2 protein-coding genes and 1 pseudogene are annotated in these 4147 nt (G+C 37.1%); all 3 read right to left on the bottom strand.

Translation table 11 applies throughout. The features are described from left to right. Positions 1-132: 132 nt before the first annotated feature. Positions 133-1086, bottom strand: a pseudogene (locus EGV92_RS13715) (IS3 family transposase); the annotation flags it as partial. 306 nt (positions 1087-1392) lie between these two features. After that, entirely contained in the window at positions 1393-2610 is a 1218-nt protein-coding gene (locus EGV92_RS13710; RefSeq protein WP_131669873.1) for an MFS transporter, read from the bottom strand. Then, a partial coding sequence (locus EGV92_RS13705; RefSeq protein ID WP_131669872.1) for an IucA/IucC family protein occupies positions 2607-4147 on the bottom strand: 1541 nt, incomplete at its 5' end. The genes EGV92_RS13710 and EGV92_RS13705, both read right to left, overlap by 4 nt.

The raw sequence follows: 4147 nt of genomic DNA, 5'->3' as shown, positions 1-4147 counted from the left end.
CCTATCGGCTTGTTCAAAATAGTGATCATCATGACTGATAATGAACAGCGTCTTGCCCATCACCTTGAGCTTTGGAATTAGCTCATGATAAAACACCCTTCGAAACTGTGGGTCTTGATCAGCCGCCTACTCTAGCTCGTTCTTTAACATGCCACAGGAGCTTTCTATAGATGCATTGTCAAAGCAGTTGCCTTTAGCCTTTAAACTGATGCTGCTTAATGATTTTATGATCCGCGTGGCTACAGTACTGACTACCTCTGTCAGAGTGCACAACCAATCCTTGGCTTGGACGTTTACTTTTGATTGCCATGTTGAGTACAAGGCAGACTAAATCTGCTATCATGCGATTATTAATGGCGTAGCCGACCAGCTCTTTTGTGTATAAATCTTTGAATCCAGCTAAATACAACCAGCCCTCATTGGTCCAGATATAAGTGATGTCACTGACCTAAGGCTCATTTAGACACTTAGCATTAAATTGCTGATTTAGTATGTTTGAATAGACAAGCTTATTGTGAGCGGAGTCCGTGGTGACTTTAAAACGTTTGTGGCGATGGCATTTGACGCCATGTTCTTCTTTAATACTTTTGATCATGAACAAGCTAATATCGTACCCTTACTCTGTCAGCTTTGCGTACAGTCGATCAGCACCATAGCGCTCACGAGTTTCACTGTCAGCAGCTCTAACCAGTCTGAGCTGCTGGTTGTCTTTGATAAAGGCGTACCTGATTAACTGTGCTTTGCAAAGTACGCCGTCGCCCCACTCGAGCATAGCTCTCCTCTTGCGTTGGGGCGAAGCAGTGATTCGCTTTATCTCTATTCATTTAGTATCTCTCGTTCCTTTTCAGCTACTTTAAGCTGCCGCCTGAGCTGCTTTATTTCTTGAATAGCTGCCATAAGATCAGGATCATATTGCTCTGTGCCGATAAGCTTGCCTTGATTGGCTTTATTATGCCAGCTCGATAGCGTTTGCATGGCGATGCCAAGTTGCTTTGCAGTAGCTGAAATATTGCCGTTATTGTCTGCTATCTTCTTGATGGCTTTGGCTTTGAATTCTGCACTGTAGGTTCTTATTTTATTGACCATGATAAACTCCGACTAATACGCTTAGTTTACCTCTACGGTTTCTTCAGCATAGCTCAATAGCCATAATAGTGTATAGCTTGCGCTCGGCTTCCTTGTACCAACATTATTGTGGATTGATTATATTTATAAATTCTTGTTAAATTTCGGCTACTTCCACCATATTTAAAACAAACTGGCGTACCCTCACAAGACAGTACATCTTTTTAAAAAAGATATTAGGCACATCATCCTCGAATTATTGGGTTGACAACTAAACTTATTTCATAATTTTTTGTATCTATTTAAATTAAATCTATTCAATAAGTATTAACTTTGATTAAGTTTCTTAGATTTTATTAAAATCAACAAAGAGAGCGCTACTAAAAAATATATAGCAGAAACCATAGGAAAAATAATTTTTAACCCAAATATCTGACTAGTAAAAGCACCAACTCCTATACCTAGGACAGATGCAATTTGTTGAATGCTTTGAGCTTTTCCCAAAACAAGTCCTTGTTTATTATTATTTACATATTGCGATGCCAATGCATTTAAGATTGGAGTTGTTCCCCCAAGAGCCATGCCCCAAAATAGGTACAGTAAACAGAAAAGAATTAGACTTGATGTATGACCAGCCATCATGGTTAATAGTGAACAGGAAATGGCAACAAAACCTACTGCTTTAAGTATAGTTTTTGGTTTTGAATTCTTTAATTTTTCTGCCCAAATCGGTGCTGCAATAATAAACCCAAGTGCCATTAAACCATATGCTGTACCTGTCATTTTGAATGGAGCATTAAACTTTTCTACCATATAAAGGGCGAATGGTACTTGAAGTACCATTCTTGCTGTTAACAAACCTCCACCAATCAACAAGATTGCATATAATGTGAATGAGGATTCTACATCTGATATATTGATTGATTCATTTTCACCATCAGATTTTGTAATATCGTTACTTGTATTTTTATCTTTTGGAAGTACTAACCAAACAAGTATTGCACAAACAAAGCAGACAATACCAGCAACCTTATTGATAACGGGAAAAGATGCCACATCAAGTATGCTCCCACCAACTATTGCTCCCCCTAAAGATCCTACATTGGTTGCAATTTGCAGCCAAGCAAACAATCTCATTCGGTTATTCTTGTCAGTATAGTTGGCACCATAAGCTTGAGCTGGCATAATATAGCCAGCTAATAAACCCTGAACAAATCTTAAGACGGCAATAAACCAAATGTCAGCAGTCATGGAAATAATTATTTGAGTTACAGCGAGACCTAATAAGGCTCGAATCATCATTAAACGATGACCATGTTTATCTCCCATCCGTCCCCAAATACCGCTTGAGAGTGCCACACCTATCATCGGACCGACATACACAAGTGTAGAGGCAATACTAAAACTCTTATCGCTATCTGTAAGTCCACGCAAATAAACAGACCAAAATGGTCCACTCATCTCCATTGCACCCATAGAAATAAGCTGCAATATAAAGAGCGTCCCACCGACCCACCACAACTGATGTTTAAAAGAACTGCTCATTGTATCCATTTACTTAACGGGTTCAACATTTCATGCTCGACACGATAATCCTTATAACCCTCTAAATGCATTCGTAGAACTGAACGAGTCTTCCAAGGCGCTTTTAAAAATGCATTATATTCTCTATGCCATAGGTCATTGGAAACTTTATCTTTAATTAAATCAAACGCATTGAAAACTTCTTTTGCCATTAACTGCCATGCTATATCATTTTTTAGATCGTATTGGTTAGTGAGTAACATCGCAAGTTCATTTAAATGACATATCAAGCAAGCATCAATCAAGAAAGAGCGCACTAAGGAAATATCATTATCAAAAGTGGTTGGCAGAATACCTTCTCGCACAAAGGGTGCTATTCTATATCCCCTTTCACTAAGCAAAGGACTGTAAGTTCTTCCATCCCCAAAATCTTTCATTAGAAGTTTTTGGGGAACTCCTGAATAATCAAATAAAATTAAGCTATTTTGTTGATGTGCCTCAAAAGCAATACCATAACAAAGATACATAGCAATACAAGGTTGAAGTACAGTTTTTAAATATTTTGTCCAAAATAAAAGTACATTATCTTTATCACTAATCCTATCAATCAGTTCAGAAACAATAGGAGTTTTACCATCTAACCCCGAAGTAAGAAGTGAAGCTACAGGTATTGGAAATAGCTGATCAGATCTATCTAGAGTTTTAGCATCTCTAAATACTGCTGACAGAAAGCGCCCTTGATGCGTATCTCCTTTACCCAAACTACAAATATCTGAGTCGCTAGATCTGTATTTATAGTCATTACCAGCCTCAGATCTAATAATACCCAAAGGTTCAGTAAAAATTTCAAGTTTATCATCAAAGAAACTATCTGAAGACATAATTTTATTTATAACATGACTTATTCTAGGACCCATGTGAATAGACTTAGCTTGAAGACTTCGTCTTTCGCTTGTCATCCATATTGCTACTGGTAGCTTAATTAGTGGAAAATCAGGCAGTGATTTTCCGTCTTTATTACATGGCAGCACTGTTCTAAAAGACATAGTGGGTCTTGCCATAATACTTGGACCATCTATAACTAAGTTATTAGTTTCAATATCATGACTAAATTCTTTCTGTACAAAATGCCTTAAATGCCACCCATGTACTGGCAAAGGATAGTAATTTTCAGGATCAAGGTTATTAGACTCTAAAAATTTAACCCAATCCGACCATATATCAGTCAGATTATCTCTAAGCCATATCGATATATCTTCAATTTCAGGCATCCACTCTAAGCATGCTCTTTTTTTATGTAGTGCTGTAAAAATAATATCAGTAATTGAATTAAATTCAGGAGAAAGTTTTAATACATCTTCTTTATCCAATCCAGGTTTTGACTTCCAAGTAGGATAAAATGGATGTCCCTCAAGAGAGCCCCACTGGTCTAGAAAAATATAAACATCTCTTGATGATTGGTTTTTAAAAAGATATTCAACTATTCCCACAGATTTTAAATTCTTACTATTCTGAATGTCATTTGACCAGTTGTCTCTAAATTTTTTAGCTAAAATAT

The organism is Psychrobacter pygoscelis, assembly GCF_004335015.1.
Classification (GTDB): Bacteria; Pseudomonadota; Gammaproteobacteria; order Pseudomonadales; family Moraxellaceae; genus Psychrobacter; species Psychrobacter pygoscelis.
This window is presented reverse-complemented; position numbering and strand designations above follow the sequence as displayed.